This is a genomic window from Clostridium sp. (assembly GCF_036569345.1).
GTDB lineage: Bacteria > Bacillota > Clostridia > Clostridiales > Clostridiaceae > Clostridium_AD.
In genome coordinates this window covers 34,318-51,698 of record NZ_DATCQT010000139.1, presented here as the reverse complement: position 1 = coordinate 51,698, position 17,381 = coordinate 34,318, and the positions used below count along the sequence as shown (strand labels likewise).

At 31.3% G+C, this 17,381-nt stretch carries 15 protein-coding genes and 3 tRNA genes; 2 read left to right on the top strand and 16 right to left on the bottom strand.

Features of this window, described 5'->3' with window-relative positions:
• Positions 1–58: 58 nt before the first annotated feature.
• From VIM70_RS13560 to VIM70_RS13535, 6 genes are all read right to left on the bottom strand, one after another.
• Positions 59–135 (bottom strand) — tRNA-Arg (locus VIM70_RS13560).
• A gap of 34 nt (positions 136–169) precedes the next feature.
• Positions 170–243 (bottom strand) — tRNA-Gly (locus VIM70_RS13555).
• Positions 244–275: 32 nt separating this feature from the next.
• Positions 276–351 (bottom strand) — tRNA-Pro (locus VIM70_RS13550).
• 134 nt (positions 352–485) lie between these two features.
• Entirely contained in the window at positions 486–956 is a 471-nt protein-coding gene (locus VIM70_RS13545) for a metallophosphoesterase (protein WP_331946295.1), read from the bottom strand.
• Between the two features lie 77 nt (positions 957–1,033).
• The gene (locus VIM70_RS13540; RefSeq protein WP_331946294.1) at positions 1,034–1,630 is read right to left on the bottom strand and encodes an XTP/dITP diphosphatase; all 597 of its coding nucleotides are present in this window, start codon (positions 1,628–1,630) and stop codon (positions 1,034–1,036) included.
• Between the two features lie 74 nt (positions 1,631–1,704).
• On the bottom strand, positions 1,705–2,679 hold the full coding sequence (locus VIM70_RS13535) for an AIR synthase family protein (RefSeq protein ID WP_331946293.1): 975 nt from the start codon (positions 2,677–2,679) through the stop codon (positions 1,705–1,707).
• Between the two features lie 90 nt (positions 2,680–2,769).
• Here VIM70_RS13535 and VIM70_RS13530 point away from each other — a divergent pair, with 90 nt between their 5' ends.
• Positions 2,770–4,176 (top strand): hypothetical protein, encoded by a 1,407-nt coding sequence (locus tag VIM70_RS13530; RefSeq protein WP_331946292.1) that lies wholly within the window; start codon positions 2,770–2,772, stop codon positions 4,174–4,176.
• 387 nt (positions 4,177–4,563) lie between these two features.
• Here VIM70_RS13530 and VIM70_RS13525 read toward each other — a convergent pair whose 3' ends face one another.
• The 3 genes from VIM70_RS13525 to VIM70_RS13515 form a co-directional block, all read right to left on the bottom strand.
• Positions 4,564–4,962, bottom strand: coding sequence for a pyridoxamine 5'-phosphate oxidase family protein (locus tag VIM70_RS13525; RefSeq protein ID WP_331946291.1), 399 nt, complete (start codon positions 4,960–4,962; stop codon positions 4,564–4,566).
• Between the two features lie 138 nt (positions 4,963–5,100).
• Positions 5,101–5,775, bottom strand: a complete 675-nt coding sequence (locus VIM70_RS13520) for an HD domain-containing protein (RefSeq protein WP_331946290.1) — start codon at positions 5,773–5,775, stop codon at positions 5,101–5,103.
• Between the two features lie 139 nt (positions 5,776–5,914).
• Entirely contained in the window at positions 5,915–7,513 is a 1,599-nt protein-coding gene (locus tag VIM70_RS13515; RefSeq protein ID WP_331946289.1) for a peptide ABC transporter substrate-binding protein, read from the bottom strand.
• Positions 7,514–7,728: 215 nt separating this feature from the next.
• Between VIM70_RS13515 and VIM70_RS13510 the strand changes: the two genes are divergently transcribed.
• A complete protein-coding gene (locus VIM70_RS13510; protein WP_331946288.1) occupies positions 7,729–7,998 on the top strand; it encodes a hypothetical protein in 270 nt (89 codons plus the stop codon).
• A gap of 20 nt (positions 7,999–8,018) precedes the next feature.
• Here the strand turns inward: VIM70_RS13510 and ligA are convergent, their stop codons facing one another.
• The 7 genes from ligA to tpiA all read right to left on the bottom strand — a co-directional run bounded on the left by ligA (position 8,019) and on the right by tpiA (position 17,354).
• Positions 8,019–10,013 (bottom strand): NAD-dependent DNA ligase LigA, encoded by a 1,995-nt coding sequence (gene ligA, locus VIM70_RS13505; protein WP_331946287.1) that lies wholly within the window; start codon positions 10,011–10,013, stop codon positions 8,019–8,021.
• A 147-nt stretch (positions 10,014–10,160) separates the two neighbouring features.
• Positions 10,161–12,416, bottom strand: coding sequence for a DNA helicase PcrA (pcrA, locus tag VIM70_RS13500; protein WP_331946286.1), 2,256 nt, complete (start codon positions 12,414–12,416; stop codon positions 10,161–10,163).
• 77 nt (positions 12,417–12,493) lie between these two features.
• Complete coding sequence (locus VIM70_RS13495) at positions 12,494–12,796, bottom strand: YerC/YecD family TrpR-related protein (RefSeq protein WP_331946301.1); 303 nt, start codon at positions 12,794–12,796, stop codon at positions 12,494–12,496.
• A gap of 153 nt (positions 12,797–12,949) precedes the next feature.
• Positions 12,950–13,180, bottom strand: coding sequence for a preprotein translocase subunit SecG (gene secG / locus VIM70_RS13490; RefSeq protein ID WP_331946285.1), 231 nt, complete (start codon positions 13,178–13,180; stop codon positions 12,950–12,952).
• Between the two features lie 201 nt (positions 13,181–13,381).
• A complete protein-coding gene (gene eno, locus VIM70_RS13485) occupies positions 13,382–14,677 on the bottom strand; it encodes a phosphopyruvate hydratase (protein WP_331946284.1) in 1,296 nt (431 codons plus the stop codon).
• Positions 14,678–14,827: 150 nt separating this feature from the next.
• The gene (gene gpmI, locus VIM70_RS13480; RefSeq protein ID WP_331946283.1) at positions 14,828–16,360 is read right to left on the bottom strand and encodes a 2,3-bisphosphoglycerate-independent phosphoglycerate mutase; all 1,533 of its coding nucleotides are present in this window, start codon (positions 16,358–16,360) and stop codon (positions 14,828–14,830) included.
• 247 nt (positions 16,361–16,607) lie between these two features.
• Complete coding sequence (gene tpiA / locus VIM70_RS13475; protein ID WP_331946282.1) at positions 16,608–17,354, bottom strand: triose-phosphate isomerase; 747 nt, start codon at positions 17,352–17,354, stop codon at positions 16,608–16,610.
• Between the last annotated feature and the right edge of the window lie 27 nt (positions 17,355–17,381).

Sequence of the window (17,381 nt, the reverse complement as noted above, 5' to 3'; positions counted from 1 at the left end):
ACCCACGACAACCAGTACCACAAACTGGCGCTCTACCAACTGAACTACGTCCACCATATGGTGCGTCTTAAGGGATTCGAACCCCCGGCCCACGCCTTAGAAGGGCGTTGCTCTATCCAACTGAGCTAAAGACGCTTATATATTAATACCTTGACGCATTAATATAATTTGGAGCGGGTAGAGGGAATCGAACCCTCGTAATTAGCTTGGAAGGCTAACACTCTACCATTGAGTTATACCCGCATATTGCATCATCTGCGATGCTGTCATTTTAGTGGTCGGGGTGACAGGGATTGAACCTGCGACCTCATGGTCCCAAACCACGCGCGCTCCCAGCTGCGCTACACCCCGATATCCATTAAACCTATATAAAAAGCCGTTTAATGTCCTAAATTAACTCTGCCCTCACAAACATTCAAATTAAATGATTTTTTCTGACGACATGGATTATTTTACACCATATACATTAATTCGTCAACACTTTTTTAAAATCTTATTAAATTTGGTTCTATGTTTTCTTCGTTAATACTAATAATGGCAAAACTACGATCTCCATCCCTTGGCAATGATGCGCTGCCTGGATTTATATACCATATTCCTCCATCAAAATTTATTTGTGCAATATGTGTATGTCCATATAAAACTATGTCAGAACCTGTTTCTAAAGCCTTATATCTTAATTGTAGCAAATTTTCTTTTACACCATATCTATGTCCATGGGTTATGAAAAATTTTTTTCCACAAATCTCTTCTACCCGATCATTTGGCGTGTTTGTAGAAAAATCACAGTTACCCTTCACATTAATTATATTTCCTTTGAAATATTTTTTTATAATCAATATGTCATCTACATTATCTCCTAAATGAATTAATACATCTAATCCCTTTATTTCGTCCTCTAGGCGCTCTATACTGCTAATAATCCTATGTGTATCACTTATAACACCTATACGCATTTTAATACACCTTCTTCATTAATAAAGCACAGATTATCTTTAACCTTTCCTAAACAGATGATAAATAATCATATACCCTATATTAGTTTTTCAAGTTCATTTTTTAATTTTCCTAATGCCCTTCCCCTATGACTAACAGAATTTTTTTCATCAGGAGTCATCTGTGCAAATGTTTTGTTGAATTCTTTTACAAAAAACAATGGGTCGTATCCAAAACCTTCATCACCACTAAATTCAGCTGTGATTATACCCTCCACTTCCCCTTGTACTTTCACCATTGTATCTTCATCAACTATAAGCACCATTGCGCAAATAAATTTAGCTTTTCGCTGATCATCCTTTGCACCAGTTAAAAGGTATAATAATTTGTCATTGTTTGCTTTAGTGTTACCATGTTCCCCCGCAAATCTAGCCGAAAAAACACCTGGAGCACCACTTAAGACTTCCACTACTAATCCTGAGTCATCTGCAAGCACCATGTTTCTATCAGCAATTTTATAAATTTCACTTGCCTTTATTTCTGCATTGTCCATGAAGGTACTTCCTGTTTCATCTACATCAATATTAATATTAGCTTCCTTTAAAGATAATATTTCAAAAGGAAATTGTGATAAAATTTCCTTTATTTCTTTTATTTTATGTTCATTATTACTAGCAACTATTATTTTTTTCATAATTATCCCCCTCATAGTTCTTTGTATTTAGTTAATAATTAATAATTTTTATTCTAGTCTTGTCTATTCTAAAATTATATACTAAACAATTCATCTCTAGTAGGTGGCAAAACATTTTTTTCAATATCATCTTTTACTAATAGTCCTTTAGATGATGTCATCTTGCCTATTATAGTAGCCTGCACTCCGCTACTATTCAATCTCTCTACTAGACCTTTCCCAGAGCTAGTTGTTATTAACATGCTTCCTGAAGATATAAATTTCAGAGGGTCAATATTAAGTTTTTCACAGATTTTATATGTAACATCGCTAATTGGAATTTTATCGTTATATACCTTAAACCCCAAATTACTAGCCTGAGCAACCTCCCATAATGCCCCTAGCACTCCCCCTTCAGTTATGTCATGCATAGAATTAACTCCGAATTCTCCTGCTATACGCCCCTCCTTAACCACGCTAATACTATTAACATAGTCTTTAGCTACTCCAATCTCTTTATGAGTCAAAATGCCCTGTAGCTTATCTAAATGATCATTTACTATAATTGAAGTTCCTTCCATACACAATAATTTGGTAACAATAATTTCATCTCCAAGCTTTGCTCCCGAAGTTGCCACCGCTTTTTTCGCTTTTCCTTTTCCTATTGCTGTGCACGAAACTACTATCTTATTCACCGCTTCCGTAACCTCAGTGTGTCCACCTAATATCTCCACATTTAGTTTTTTTGTCTCTTCATCAATTTCTTTCATAATGGTTTTTATATCTTCAAGGGTGGATGTTGGCGGCACAAGAATTGTAACTAAAATACCTATAGGTTCAACCCCACAAGAAGCTATATCATTACAATTTATATGAACTGCCAATTTACCTATATTTTTATCTGCCCCTGTTATTGGGTCAGTTGAGACTACGCACTCATATTCACCAAAATCAATAACACTGCAATCTTCTCCTATTCCACTTCTAATTCTTACGTCGCCCCTGACAACGCTTTTATTATCATCTATTATCTGTTTTAAGTCATCCCAATTCAGTTTTCCAACTTTCATTTAAATTCTTCCTCTCTATTTTCACAAAACTAGCACATTTTAATAAACCTAATCATATTATCTATATAAGTACTAATATATGGTGGTGTTATGTTGAATTTTCTAGGACCTTTTTTAAGAATCAATACTCTTGACAAAAATAACATAAAAAATCAATTTTTCTACTTATCAAAAGAATCATTAAAAGATATAGTTTTTTACTCTAGATGTGGAATATATATTCCCGCACATGATTTAAGATCTAAATCTTTTTCTAAGATTGATAGTAACACAATTAATCTAAATTCTCCACTTTTATGTATTTACAAAAAAGCAGATGCTAAATTAAAATTGAAAGAAGACAGGTTAAGTTGGAATGAAAGCAAGGTAAAGAAAGAAATAACCGTTAATAGCAATGCATTTATGACTTTGTCGCTACTGGAACTCGCAGACTATTATAGTTGTTTTAAGGATATTGATGATAATAAATATGCTCTAAGATCAATACACCTTAAACTTTGCAAAGAACAATTAGAATTTTATGCTTTGCATTTTCGAAATAAAGATGGGCTTTTTGTTGATAAAAAGGATTTAACTGATCCTATGCACCAAGAATTTAATTTTGAAGATAAAAACACTAAATTCAAATTTTCTGATCAAGCTTTTATGATGGCTGCCTACTACAAATATTCTTCTTTTGATAGAGACAAGGTCAAAGACAACAATAAACAAGAACATGAATACGAAAAGTTTTCTCTAGATATTCTAAATATGTTTACTCAGTACAAAGAAGAGATTTACAAGGTTTCATTTGAGGAACTCAATAAGATATGCTTAGCCCTAAACATTTTCTACAAGTACTCCGGTTCAGAAAAATGTAAAATTTTATTATTAGATTTTTTAGACCTACTTATAGAACATTATAATGCTAAACCAAACTTAATCATCAACGCTAAATTGGATGTTTCCTGTATGCTTTTTATAAATTGTACGCTTATGTATAATAATACTTCCATTCTTAAATTTAAAGATACTAGCGATGATTTACATGAAAAGCTTTCAAAATTGTATGACATTGATAAAGGTATTTTACTAAAGGAAAGTGCTGATAAGGAGATAAATTATACTTCTGACGAGCTTATGCTTTACATGTATAGTTTAATCTTATATTCAGATTTTAATAAGGTGGAAGATAATTCTCGCATGCTTCAAGATATTTTTAAACATCAAATTTTGGACTGTGGTTTAATTTTAAGTTGGCCCGATTCACCTTCATTAGATAATGCAGAACATTACAGGAATTTTTCACTGAAATCAGACGATTTGATCCAAGATGATGATTTCAGAATGCCTGAAGTTCCAACACCTGAAAATAATGAATTGGCATCTATCTTCATTAAAGATGTGGTTTACAATAAGCGAAAAGAAACATTTAAACAAAGCAAGTTGTCTTTTGATAGCAGCAAAAATATGTTTATATTTTTCTTGACAATATTTTTCCGTAATCAAATAGTTTAAAGATTTTTCTTATATTATGCTATAACTAAAAGTATATATAACTGAAATGCTTTCACTCACCATGTAATTCTAAAATTTATATTATTAGTAGTTGCTAAAAACACAAACTCGCTACGCTCAAACATGTGTTTTCTTAACGCAACTCCAAATAAAATAAATTAAGAATTACTATGGTTTGTTCAAATGCATTTTACGTTATATATACTTTTGTTAGCATAATACAAGAAAAAAAGTTTAATTACATGAAAAAAATAAAGTATGTAAAACATTTAAGGGAAAGATCAAAATCAAAATTAACTCTTTTAATTTAGACTTTGTTAGAGATAAATAGTAATATAGTACAAGAAAAAGAACCGTCACATTTTTGAGGGTTGGCGTGTTCTTACTTTAGAAGCTAATTTTTTCGAAATTACCTTTCATATCTGCAATTTCAGCAACTCCGTCTTTCAAATAGAAATTACCAAGCTTTAATCCACTTTCTTCATTATAAATGTTTTTAAGCATTGGCAATGTTTCAAACGCCTTAGCCATTGTTTCTTCACTGTCATCAAATACAGCAACACCACTTATCCTAATCCATTGTCCATTGGCACCTACTGTACATACTTCTACATTCGGATTGGCAACAACCTGTTTATAAGATTGTTTATGGTTACCCATACCAAAATATAGTTTTTCATTATGTTCCATAAAGAAACCAAAAGGTCTAACTTTAGGCTTGTCACCATCTACTGTTGCAAAATAAAAAGTAGGATTCTCCTTTAGAAATTTAATAATTTTTTCCATTTATTACACCTCATTTATAATTTATTGCTAACTCATTTACTACTATAGCTTATAATGTCATAGTGAATATGTCAAGTACGGTTATTTATGACAGTTAGTATCTTTAATGATAGTATGGTAGAAAAAATAAGAATAAAATTACTCGATGCCCTCTATCTCTGACTTTAATCTATTAAAATAAATCTCCATAAATTTAAGCCTTTCTTTCCCGATTTCTTTAGCCTTTTTTGTGTACAATTTATTAGGTATTTTTTTGAACTTTACTTCATATTCAATAAATGGTGTATGTTTTGAAATATCTTTTACTCTTCCATTTTCAACTGTATTAATGTTTAAGTATTCATTAAGTGATTGGTTTACTGTTAGTCTTTGTCCAAATTGTCCTGCTAACATAAAAGTACGAGCAATTCCACTTGCACCAATAACATCTAGTTTATCCGAATCAAAAAGTATTTTTGCTTCTATTGTATTAGGCTCATTTCCAGTTCTAAATCTATGTGACACAATGCAATGTTTTATTCTTTCAATTTTTTCTTCTTTATATTTTAGCTTTCTTAATATGCCTTCTGCAATCTCACTACCTAAAACTGCATGGTCAATCTCACCAGTTTCATCTTTGCTCTCTTCAACTCTTGCAATATCATGCAACAATGCTGCTGGAATCAGCACCTCTAAGTCAACATCTTCCTCATGTTCTGAGAGTAACAAACAAAGATTATAAACCCTAAAGACATGATCTAAATTATGAGCTGAACAAGTTAATTTTTCCTCAACAATTTTTACAATCTTTTTATACTTTGTATCTATATTCATCAGTACTAACCCCCTGCTTATTATATAAATCATAGTACCAAACATATGTTCTTTTGTCAAATTGATATTAGCAAAGTGATAGCATTTCTAGAAACATATACTTTTAGTTATAGCATAATATAATAAAAAAGGTTTTAGATTACTTTGTAGCTATAGTATTGTCTTTAAAAGCATAATCAAATATTAGATTTCCACTCTTAGTTGCATATATATCTTTAACATTTTCTTTTTTACAAATAACTGTATTGGCTATATATATTGGTATACAGGGCAAATCCTTTGCTAATATTTCTTGGGCCTGCTTATAAATTGTTATTTTATTTTTATCATCATTTTCAATTAATGCTTTTTCTATAGTTTTGTCATATTCTGCATTTACATATCCATAAATATTTTCTTTTGAATATGATGTCCATTTAGAAAAAAAGTCATAAATATCTCCATTTTCTTCATCAGTTCTTGATAATAAAACGTCATAGTCTCCGCTTGTAAGCACATTTTTTAGCTCTGCGGTATCATAGCCTGTACAAACCACATTTACACCTAGGTATTCCTTAATATTTTCTGCTATTGCATTGCTTATCTTAAAATCAAAATTATTATTTTCATATACCATATTTATTTTTCTTTTGACTACCGTACTGTTTTTTAAATATTCTAAACCTTTAATTTTATTAAGGGTTGTATCAAAAATCACTTTACCACTATTTTCATTAGAACTCGTAAATGGCGTATAATTCATTGTTGCGACAGCCAAATCCTCTGATATGGTTTCTATAATTAGTTCTCTATCTATTACAACTCCAATTGCATTCCTAAAATTTGTGTCTAGTGGATCTTCAGCTTTTAAATTAAAGTTGAGATAATACATACTCTGCGATGGTTTAACTTGAGTTTTGTTTTCCGTACTAAGAGTCCTTACTTCACTTATTGGTGGACTTACAAATACATCGATTTTTGAAGTATCCCCCTCATCTGTAGTTTCAAAGTTGGCTAATGCTTTTTCTTCATCCTTTATGGAAGTAACCAACATTTTATTACTTACAATATCATTAGCTCTCCAATACTTCTCATTCTTTATTAATGTTATTTCTCCAGCTTTAGTTACATTTTTTATAATAAATGGGCCACTATACTTAATTTCACTAAATCTAACTTTCCAGTTTCTTATATTCACGTTATTATCTCTTAAGGTGAACACTGGATTACTAAGAATATTTATAAAATATTCATTTGGGCTATTTAACCTTATCTCTAAGCTTAAATCATCTTTTGATGCTACAATACCAACATTAGCAAAATCTACTTTTCCCAGACTGAAATCCTTAGCTCCATATATACAATATAATTCCTTAGCATAAATATTTTGTTTATCCAATAAAATATCTTTAAAAAACTCTACAAAATCTGAAGCCTTTATGGAACTTCCATCGCTATAATGAAGATCTTTTCTTAATGTAAAGTTATATCCAATCTTATCTTTTGTAACTTCATATTTCTCTGCCATAGCAGGCACTATTTTACCATCTTTATTCTCTCGTACTAAACCCTCAAATAAAGTTAACAATAAATCTTTTTCTCTAATATTATTATTGTTTACCATCAATAAATCTGATGGCAATTCTCCTATGTTATAAACTAAATATTTCATAGAAGTTGGAGTCTTAACTTTCTTTTGAATACATCCAACCGTTAACATTGTCATAAAAATTAATATTATACATAATAACTTTTTCATACCTACCCCCAATATGTGTCTTATTAAGAGTATTAACTTCTAACATATGAAATAATCAAATATATAATAAAATATAGTGAAATCTTATTTTTATATTATAAATAGAATTTTATAGCATTTATAAGTATCAACTTTTATGGTTTCAATATGTTATAATATATTCATATCTATTTACAAAATTTATGTATTAAAGAGTTATATAGGAGGCTTTTTCTATGTTAATTGTAACCATTCAAATAATTTCAATTTTTGCCATGTTAACTTTTATGTTTATTGGAATATGGGGCTTTATCTTATTAATTAAGATATTTAACCAGTTAAGATATAAAAATTATTTGATGGAAAAGCTTATACAAAACATATCAAATTTGTCTTTAACCCATAAAAATTTAGAGTCCATTAAAGATGACCCTAAAACTGGAGACATATTTAAACCCACTGAAAAAGAAATCGAAGACCTTAACATAAAAAAAGACGCCGAATGACGTCTTTCTTAATCTATTGTCTATTTCAACATATCTACTAATTCCTCATCAGATATAACTGTAATTCCTAACTCTTGAGCTTTTGTAAGTTTACTTCCAGCATTCTCACCTGCTAAAACGTAATTGGTTTTACTCGAAACAGAACCAGATACCTTTCCTCCGTGATTCTCAATCATTACGGTAGCTTCATCTCGCCCCATAGAAGTCAGTGTTCCAGTTACAACAAATGTTAATCCATCAAACTTATTATCGACCGTACTCGCGTCCTCTACAGCCATATTAACGCCATACCCTTTTAATCTATCAATTATTTCTCGATTTTTATTGTCTTCAAAAAATTTCCGTATACACAAGGCACTTATTTCACCTATATCCGAAACATTTTGTAAATCTTCCAAAGATGTATTTTTTAAATCCTCAATAGATTTATAATACTTCATTATACTTTTTGCTGCTACCTTTCCAATATTCGGAATTCCCAGGCCTGTCAGCAGTTTTTGCGCTTCATTATTCTTTGATTTATCTATAGCTTCTAATAACTTATCTGTATTCTTTTCTTTCCCTATTATACCTTGCTCTATAAGTTCGGTGCGATAATTAAATAATGCATATACATCTGCAATATCTTTTATATACCCCGTGCGTATAAGTTCCTTAATATATGCGCTGCCAAAACCTTTTATATCCATAGCATTCCGACCAACAAAATTAATAATATGTCTTTCTAATTGCGCCAAACAGCTAGGGTTTGTACATTTGATGTCCGCCGTGTCTTTTTCACGGACAGTAGGAGTTCCACAAACCGGACATCTATCTGGGATCTTAAATTTACTTAATTCGAGAGCACGTTTTTCTTTCACTACTGACTTAATTTTCGGAATAATCTCTCCTGATTTGTATACAACAATTATATCTCCAATCCTTATATCCAAATCATCAATAAAATCTTGGTTGTGAAGGATTGCTCTAGATACAGATGTTCCGCATAAACGAATGGGTTCAAATATTGCTGTAGGGGTAATTCTACCGGTTCTTCCTACTGATACTTCAATATCGATTAACTTTGTTTCTTTTTCTTCTGGAGGATATTTATAAGCTATAGCCCATTTAGGAACTTTTGAAGTATTTCCAAGTTTCTTTCTATCCTCCAAATTATCAATTTTTATAACAGCTCCATCGATGTCATACGCTAAATTGCCTCTTTCCTCGCCGATAGCCTGCACCGCACTCCACACTTCTTCAGCTGTTTTACATTTCACATAATTTTCAATGACTTTTACACCCTGCTTTTTTAACCACTCATAACCTTCAGTATGCGACTTAAATTCAATTCCTTTAATATCCTGAATATTGAAAATAAATAAAGATAATTGTCTTTCCTTTGTTATTTTACTATCTAACTGTCTGAGTGTTCCTGCAGCACAATTTCGAGGATTGGCAAATACCTTCTTCTCCAATAATTCTTGTTGTTCATTAACCTTATCAAAAGATTCATTAGACATATATACTTCACCCCGAATTTCCAGGTATGGAATGGTATCTTTAAGTTTTTTTACAACATCCTTAATTACTTTAGCATTTTCAGTGACATCCTCACCTTGAATAATTCCATCACCTCTAGTCACAGCTACTGTTAATCTACCATCTACATAACGCACGGACATTGACAAACCGTCAATTTTACGTTCCACAACAAATGTTGGATCATTCAGTTGTTCAATCATTTTATTTGCATAGGCATAGACATCTTCTTTTATAAACACATCCTGTAAACTGAGCATTGGGACATTATGTTTTACTAATACCCCAGCTTTTCTTTTAGCATTTCCACCCACTCTTTGAGTTGGGGAATCTAAGGTGATAAGTTCTGGATGTGTTTTCTCTATTGATTTAAGATCCAGCATTAATGTATCGTATTCATAATCTGATATTTCAGGATTATCTTCATTGTAATATCTATCACTATGGTATTTAATTATCTTTTTGATTTCGTTAATTCTATCTTCTACATTCATTACATTATTATCCTCCTGCCTAATATTTAAATCATATATGTTATATGAAAAAAAATGGCTAGCATTCTCACTAGTTATATTACCCAAATTGCACGAAAGCAAACAAAATAAATAACAAGTCATATGCTAGTCCTATTTTCATATATCTTATAACATTTCTAAGGGCGCTTTATCTAATATCAATTTTTTTATTCCCATGTTATCAAAAGCTATTGAAATCAGTGTATCACCATTAGAACTTGAAGTTGACACTATGGTACCTATGCCAAATTTAGTATGTCTAACTTTTCTACCTACTGTAGCTTCACTTTTAATTATTTGATTACCTAAATTATTTTCCTGTCTTGTAATAGATAGATAATCATGCGTGGTTTTATTTTCCATATTAGTCGTACTCATCAGACCATGAGGATTATATTTTTGTGAATCCCTAGAGTTTTTCCTCTTTAATACAGGTACAGTTCTATTTTTAGCTCCTCCAATAATTTCTTTTAAATCTGGAGAGATCTCGCTGATAAAGTCTGACGGTTGATATCCTACATTTCTTCCAAATACCATTCTACTCTCGGCAGAAGTTATATAAAGTTTTTCTTCTGCTCTTGTAATAGCAACATAACACAGACGTCTTGATTCTTCCATCTCAGTAAAGTTATTCAGAGAAGACATACCTGGGAATATCCCATTTTCCATACCTACCATGAATACTACAGGAAATTCTAAACCTTTTGCACTATGTACTGTCATCATTCCTACAGTATCTACGATTTCATCAGGATCATCAGTAGTCGAACCTAAACTTACCCCTTCTAAAAATGCTAAAAGTGATTTGTCTTCTGAAGTTCTTTCAAACTCTACAGCATCTGATACTAATTCCTTTATATTTTCTACCCTCGACTCATCTTCTGGTTCCTTAGATGTTTCTAATTGTTTTAAATAGCCCGTATCATCTATTATAGCTTTAATTAATGAAGATACGCTCACCTCTTCATTTTTAGCCATAAAGCTATTCATAAGACTCACAAACTTGTTAATTGATGACTTATTTCTAGTAGTAAGCGACGGAATAAAGTCTACATCTAGAATTGCACTATACAAACATTGGTCTATACCATTTGCAAATTCTTGTATTTTTTGAATAGTTGCATCGCCTATATTTCTTTTAGGTACATTTATAATTCTTTTTAAAGCAATATCGTCAAGTGGATTATTAATAAGCTTTAAATAAGCCATTATATCCTTTATTTCTTTTCTATCGTAAAACTTTAATCCTCCTACTATTCTATATGGAATTAAATGTTTTCTAAAACTTTCCTCAAAAATACGTGATTGAGAATTCATCCTATATAAAATTGCAAAATCCTTATAACTTCTATTTTTTTCTGTCATAATTTTCTTAATCTGAGTTGCTACAAAATTTGCCTCATCTCTATCTGTAAATGCTCTATATAAATTAATTTTCTCTCCAAAATCCTTTTCTGTTCTTAGAGCTTTATCTTTTCTTTGAGAATTATTTTTTATAACCTCATTAGCTGCCTTAAGTATATTACCGCAAGATCTATAATTTTGCTCAAGTTTTACAACCTTTGCCTTTGGATAATCTTTTTCAAAGTCTAAGATATTGGTGACATCAGCACCTCTCCAAGCATAAATGCATTGGTCATCATCTCCAACCACACATATGTTTTCAGACTCATCTACTAAAAGTTTTATAAGTTCATATTGTGCTTTATTTGTATCTTGGTACTCATCAACCATAATATACTTAAATTTTGAATGATAAAAATCTAGAACGTCTTTGTTATTTTTTAAAAGTTCAACAGCCTTAAAAATCAAGTCATCAAAATCCAATGCATTATTTGACTTTAGTTTTTTTTGATAAAGAACATACACATCAGCAATTTTATTTTTTCTGTAATCGCTCTCATTTTCTCTTTTGAATTTATCTGAAGAAATAAGTTCGTTTTTAGCATTTGATATTTTACCTAAAATTTCTGAATCCGTTAGATCTTTTTCATTTATATCAAGTTCTTTCATACACTGCTTAATTAAACTTTTTTGATCGTAACTATCATAAATAGTAAAATTTTTATTATATCCTATCTTATCTATTTCCCGCCGAAGTATCCTAACACAACTAGAGTGGAAGGTAGAAATCCACATATTATCTGCTATATTACCTACTAAAGACCTTACTCTGTCCTTCATTTCACCAGCCGCTTTATTAGTAAAAGTAATTGATAAAATTTGTGACGGATATATTTTTAAATCTTCTATCATGTGCGCAATTCTATAAGTCAAAACTCTCGTTTTTCCTGACCCCGCACCAGCTAGTATTAGCAATGGACCATCGACTGTTATTGCAGCCTCGCATTGCTCTTTGTTTAACAAATTTTTTAAGTCCATGAAACCACTCCTTTAATAGTTAAACTGAGTAAACATATGTTAACAGTTCCTTTATTTACACTTGAAAACAAATATGTTTATTTTTCTAATTTCAAACGTTCTAATATAAGTTTATACCCATCACTGCCATAATTTAAAGCTCTATTGACTCTACTTATAGTGGCAGTACTTGCCCCTGTAATACCTGTTATATCCAAATAAGTCCTTTTTTCTGCTAACAATTTTGCTACTTGAAATCTTTGTTCAAATGCTTTAACTTCATTTATTGTGGATATATCTTCGAAAAACCTATAACACTCTTCTTTTGTTTTTAGGCTTAAAATACCTTCGAATAAATAATCCATATCCTTACTTGCTAACTTAGAACTGTATTGACTCATCATCCTTCACCTCTAATAATCATAAACTACTTTAAATTATTTTATAACTTATATACTAATTTCTAAAAAACATAAAAAAAATGCAGCTTATTAAAAATAATTTAAATAAACTGCTTGAAATTAATATATTTATTTCAATTTGATTAAACTATTCTATTTAATAAAATTTAACATCAACGTAATTATAGTAAAACAAATTGCTGAAACTACTGTGACTCTTGCCAATACTGACTCTGCAGTTTTGGTTTTATTTTTTGCAAAAAAAGTTTCAGAAGTTCCTCCTATAAGCCCACTTAATCCATCTGTTTTACTGGGTTGCATCATAACTGATACAATTACACCAATTGAAGTTATAACTAGTAAAACTATTAAAAAACTATGCATGTGTACACCCCCTAATCATTGAATACTTGACTATTTTATCATACTCTAATGTAACTTACAATGTATTGTAATTCACATACTTACTCCATAATATACTTTAATTTTTAATTAAGTTTAACACAATTCCATCTAAAAATCTACATAAACGTGTCTAAAATATAAGAGTATAACCTTCATAGGCTATACTCTTAATAAAAGAAATTATCTGTTTATGTTATAAAATGCTTTTAATCCTCTGTATTCAGCCATTTCGTCTAATTCTTCTTCTATTCTTAGAAGCTGATTATATTTAGAAACTCTTTCACTTCTAGCTGGAGCACCAGTTTTAATTTGTCCTGCATTCATAGCCACAACCAAGTCTGCAATTGTTGTATCTTCAGTTTCTCCTGATCTATGAGAAACTACTGCAGTATATCCTGCTCTCTCAGCCATTTCTATAGCATTTAATGTTTCAGTGAGTGTTCCTATTTGGTTTAATTTTATAAGGATTGAATTTGCAACTTTTTTCTCAATTCCCATTTTTAATCTATCAGTGTTAGTTACAAATAAGTCGTCTCCAACTAATTGAATTTTATCTCCAATTTTATCAGTTAAGTACTTCCAGCCATCCCAATCTTCTTCAGCCATTCCATCTTCAATTGATATAATTGGATATTTGTTAACCAATTCTACATAATAATCAGCCATTTGCTCTGGAGTTAATATTCTTCCCTCTGATGCTAAATTATATTTACCATCTTCAAAGAATTCAGAAGCTGCTGGATCAAGCGCTATAAATATATCTTTTCCTGGAACATATCCAGCTTTTTCTATAGCTTCGATAATTATTTTTATAGCTTCTTCATTTGATGACAAGTCTGGAGCAAATCCACCTTCATCACCAACACCAGTAGCTAGTCCTTTAGTTTTTAATAATGCTTTTAATGCATGGTAAACTTCTGCGCTCATTCTTAATGCTTCTGCAAAAGAAGTTGCTCCAACTGGCATAACCATAAACTCTTGCAAGTCCACATTATTATCAGCGTGACTCCCACCATTTATTATGTTCATCATTGGAACTGGTAAAACTTTAGCGTTTACTCCACCGATATATTGATATAACCCAAGTCCTAATGACTCAGCCGCCGCTCTAGCACAAGCAAGGGACACCCCGAGAATTGCATTAGCACCAAGTTTAGCTTTATTAGGAGTTCCATCAAGTGCTATCATTGCTTTGTCAATTGCAATTTGATCATATACATTCATTCCAACTACCTCTTCGGCTATTATATTGTTTACATTATCAACTGCATTTAAAACACCTTTTCCATTATATACATCTTTGTCTCCATCTCTTAATTCTACGGCTTCAAATATACCAGTAGATGCACCTGATGGAACTGATGCCCTTGCTATAGTTCCATCTTCCAGGGTTACTTCAACCTCAACAGTGGGAAATGCTCTTGAATCCAAAATTTGTCTTGCATAAATATCAATTATTTCAATATAGTTTTTCATATTATGTTACCTCCAAATTTTTTATATATTATTATTCTTCTCTATGTTCAAATAAAATAATCCTAAATTTAAAGAAAACTCAAATTAAGCTTGGATAATATTATAGTTATGTTTCTATCATATTATCACCTTTACCTTGTAAGTTAGTTATTATAGTTTTATTAAAGATTTTCCTGTCATTTCAATCGGCTTTGCAAGCCCCATAACTTGAAGCATAGTTGGAGCAATGTCCGCCAATATCCCAGCATCTCTTAACTTTGTACTATGATTGGAAACATATGTGAATGGCACTAAATTTGTAGTATGTGCTGTCATGGGTTTTCCCGAGGAATAATCTATCATTTGCTCAGAGTTTCCATGATCTGCAGTTATAAATACACAACCATCTTTTCCTAGAACGACATCTACAATTTTTCCAAGACATTCATCAATTGTTTCTATAGCCTTTTTAGCAGCAGCAAAAACTCCTGTATGACCTACCATATCTGGATTAGCATAATTTAATATTATCATATCATATTCATCTGATTCAAGTCTCTTTAATAATTCTGTTGTTACCTCATATGCACTCATTTCTGGTTGTAAATCATACGTTGCAACTTTCGGTGATGGAATTAATGCCCTATCTTCATTAACATTTTGAGCCTCAACTCCTCCATTAAAGAAGAATGTAACATGGGCATATTTTTCTGTTTCTGCTATTCTTAACTGCTTTTTACCCATCTTGCTAACATATTCTCCAAGTGTATTCGTGTAACTCTCAGGTGTATACGCTACATCAACATTTTCTATAGATATATCATATTGAGTAGTACATACAAAATTAAGCGTTAAAGTTTCTCTTTTAAAACCTTCGAATTCCTTATCATTTATTGCCCGCGTTAATTCTCTGGCCCTATCTGGTCTAAAGTTAAAGAATATTACACTATCATTATTGCTTATAGCAGCTATTGGCTTATTGTTTTCTATTATAACGGTTGGAAGAACAAATTCATCTGTCTTATTATCATGCATAGCTCTGCGCACTGCATCTATTGATGAGACATTCTCCTCCCCCTTAGATAAAACCATAGCATTATATGCAAGCTGGACTCTTTCCCATCTCTTATCTCTATCCATAGCATAATATCTACCGGATATCGTGGCGATTTTACCGAGACCTATTTCATCCATATATTCTTCTATTTCTTCTATATACTTTAACGCTGAACCTGGTTGCACATCTCTACCATCTAAAAATGCATGAACATAAACTTTTTTAGCACCTTTATCTTTAGCAAGCTTTATTAAAGCCTTTAAATGATCAATATGAGAGTGAACTCCTCCATCAGATAATAAACCTAAAAGATGCACTGAAGAATTCGCTTTAATAGCTTTGTCTATTGCTATATTAAAAGCCTGATTTTTAAAGAAGTCTCCTTCCTTAATTTCTTTTGTTATTTTTGTAAGTGCTTGATATATAATTCTACCTGCACCTATGTTTAAATGTCCAACTTCTGAATTTCCCATTTGACCTTCTGGCAATCCAACCTCCAGGCCACTTGCGGTTAATTTTGTGCTTGGATACTTCTCTATTAGTCTGTTATAGTTTGGTTTATTTGCTGAAAATACTGCGTTTCCATCAATGTTACTTGATAATCCAAATCCATCTAAAATCATTAGCATTACTGGCTTTTTTGACATTTTTGTCCCCCCCACCAATTATTCCCAATAATCAACACAAATAAATGTGTATTGATATCTACAGGTATAATTAAGCATTTAATGTGGCATAGGCTGCAAAGGTAGATTAAGCTACAAATGTAGCTTGCTACAAATGCAGCCTAATCTACCTTTGTAGCTTTATCTACTAAAGTAGCTTTATCTACTAAAGTAGCTTTATCTACTAAAGTAGCTTAGCCACATTAGTTAATTGATTTTCTAAAATATCTTAATAGTTTACTATTCCTGCAAAATCTTCTGCTTTAAGGCTAGCTCCTCCAATTAATCCACCATCTATATCTGATTTACCCATTTGTTCTTTTATAGTTGATGGTTTTACAGAGCCGCCATATTGAATTCTAACTTTTTGTGCTACATCTGGACCAAACATACCTTCAACAGTTTTTCTTATAAAAGCAATTGTTTCATTAGCTTGATCAGCAGTTGCAGTTTTACCTGTACCGATAGCCCAAATTGGTTCATAAGCAATAACCAATTTTTCTACTTGCTGTTTTATAAGTCCTTCTAAATCTAATTTTACTTGATTAGCTAAGACTTTTTCTGTAATATTTCCTTCTCTATCACTAAGAGTTTCTCCAATGCAAAGTATAGGATTAATATTATGATTGTAAGCAGCTTTAAGTTTTTTGTTTACATTCTCGTCAGTTTCATTGAAATACTGTCTTCTTTCACTATGACCAATTATAACATACTCAACGCCCATAGCTTTAAGCATTCCTGGTGCAACTTCACCTGTATACGCACCATTATCTGCAAAATGCATGTTTTGAGCTCCTACTTTTATATTTGTACCCTTAGTCGCCTTTATTACAGCATCTAAAGCTAAAAATGTAGGGCAAACTACTACATCACATTTCGCATCTTTAACTAATGGTTTCATTTCCTCGATTAAAATTACAGATTCAGCTACAGTTTTATTCATCTTAAAATTTCCAGCAATTATACCTTTTCTCATGAAAAAACCCCCTAATTTTTTTTATAT

Excerpts from the sequence above, each read along its gene's own strand:
- VIM70_RS13545 (WP_331946295.1), bottom strand. The coding sequence starts at position 956 with ATGCGTATAGGTGTTATAAGTGATACACATAGGATTATTAGCAGTATA.
- VIM70_RS13540 (WP_331946294.1), bottom strand. The coding sequence starts at position 1,630 with ATGAAAAAAATAATAGTTGCTAGTAATAATGAACATAAAATAAAAGAA.
- VIM70_RS13535 (WP_331946293.1), bottom strand. The coding sequence starts at position 2,679 with ATGAAAGTTGGAAAACTGAATTGGGATGACTTAAAACAGATAATAGAT.
- VIM70_RS13530 (WP_331946292.1), top strand. The coding sequence starts at position 2,770 with ATGTTGAATTTTCTAGGACCTTTTTTAAGAATCAATACTCTTGACAAA.
- VIM70_RS13525 (WP_331946291.1), bottom strand. The coding sequence starts at position 4,962 with ATGGAAAAAATTATTAAATTTCTAAAGGAGAATCCTACTTTTTATTTT.
- VIM70_RS13520 (WP_331946290.1), bottom strand. The coding sequence starts at position 5,775 with ATGAATATAGATACAAAGTATAAAAAGATTGTAAAAATTGTTGAGGAA.
- VIM70_RS13515 (WP_331946289.1), bottom strand. The coding sequence starts at position 7,513 with ATGAAAAAGTTATTATGTATAATATTAATTTTTATGACAATGTTAACG.
- VIM70_RS13510 (WP_331946288.1), top strand. The coding sequence starts at position 7,729 with ATGTTAATTGTAACCATTCAAATAATTTCAATTTTTGCCATGTTAACT.
- ligA (WP_331946287.1), bottom strand. The coding sequence starts at position 10,013 with ATGAATGTAGAAGATAGAATTAACGAAATCAAAAAGATAATTAAATAC.
- pcrA (WP_331946286.1), bottom strand. The coding sequence starts at position 12,416 with ATGGACTTAAAAAATTTGTTAAACAAAGAGCAATGCGAGGCTGCAATA.
- VIM70_RS13495 (WP_331946301.1), bottom strand. The coding sequence starts at position 12,796 with ATGAGTCAATACAGTTCTAAGTTAGCAAGTAAGGATATGGATTATTTA.
- secG (WP_331946285.1), bottom strand. The coding sequence starts at position 13,180 with ATGCATAGTTTTTTAATAGTTTTACTAGTTATAACTTCAATTGGTGTA.
- eno (WP_331946284.1), bottom strand. The coding sequence starts at position 14,677 with ATGAAAAACTATATTGAAATAATTGATATTTATGCAAGACAAATTTTG.
- gpmI (WP_331946283.1), bottom strand. The coding sequence starts at position 16,360 with ATGTCAAAAAAGCCAGTAATGCTAATGATTTTAGATGGATTTGGATTA.
- tpiA (WP_331946282.1), bottom strand. The coding sequence starts at position 17,354 with ATGAGAAAAGGTATAATTGCTGGAAATTTTAAGATGAATAAAACTGTA.